The organism is Catenibacterium sp. UBA627 (genome assembly GCF_002299355.1).
Lineage (GTDB): Bacteria > Bacillota_I > Bacilli_A > Erysipelotrichales > Coprobacillaceae > Catenibacterium > Catenibacterium mitsuoka.
Genome location: NZ_DBPF01000067.1, coordinates 1485 through 1709, shown reverse-complemented (window position 1 = coordinate 1709; position 225 = coordinate 1485). Strand labels below are relative to the sequence as shown.

Here is a 225-nt window from a genome sequence, read left to right as displayed (position 1 = left end):
GATGATCATACTATTTATTTAGAGTATTATCCTGAAATGAATGCATTGAATATCTTATCTCCAGAAGAACTTAACTTTATTGTAGAGGTCAATGATAAAGAAGTGATTGCAGAATATATTGATTTTGATACACAGACAAATATGTATTCTTATATGGTAGAGAATATTCATGAAAATGATCAAATAACAATCTATATCAAGAATAACTAAGGGCAGGCAGCTGCC

1 protein-coding gene is annotated in these 225 nt (G+C 29.3%); it reads left to right on the top strand.

Translation table 11 applies throughout. The features are described 5' to 3' along the window. Positions 1–210, top strand: a 210-nt coding sequence (locus B2S90_RS04665; RefSeq protein WP_286696611.1) for a hypothetical protein, incomplete at its 5' end; no start/stop codon positions are given. Between the last annotated feature and the right edge of the window lie 15 nt (positions 211–225).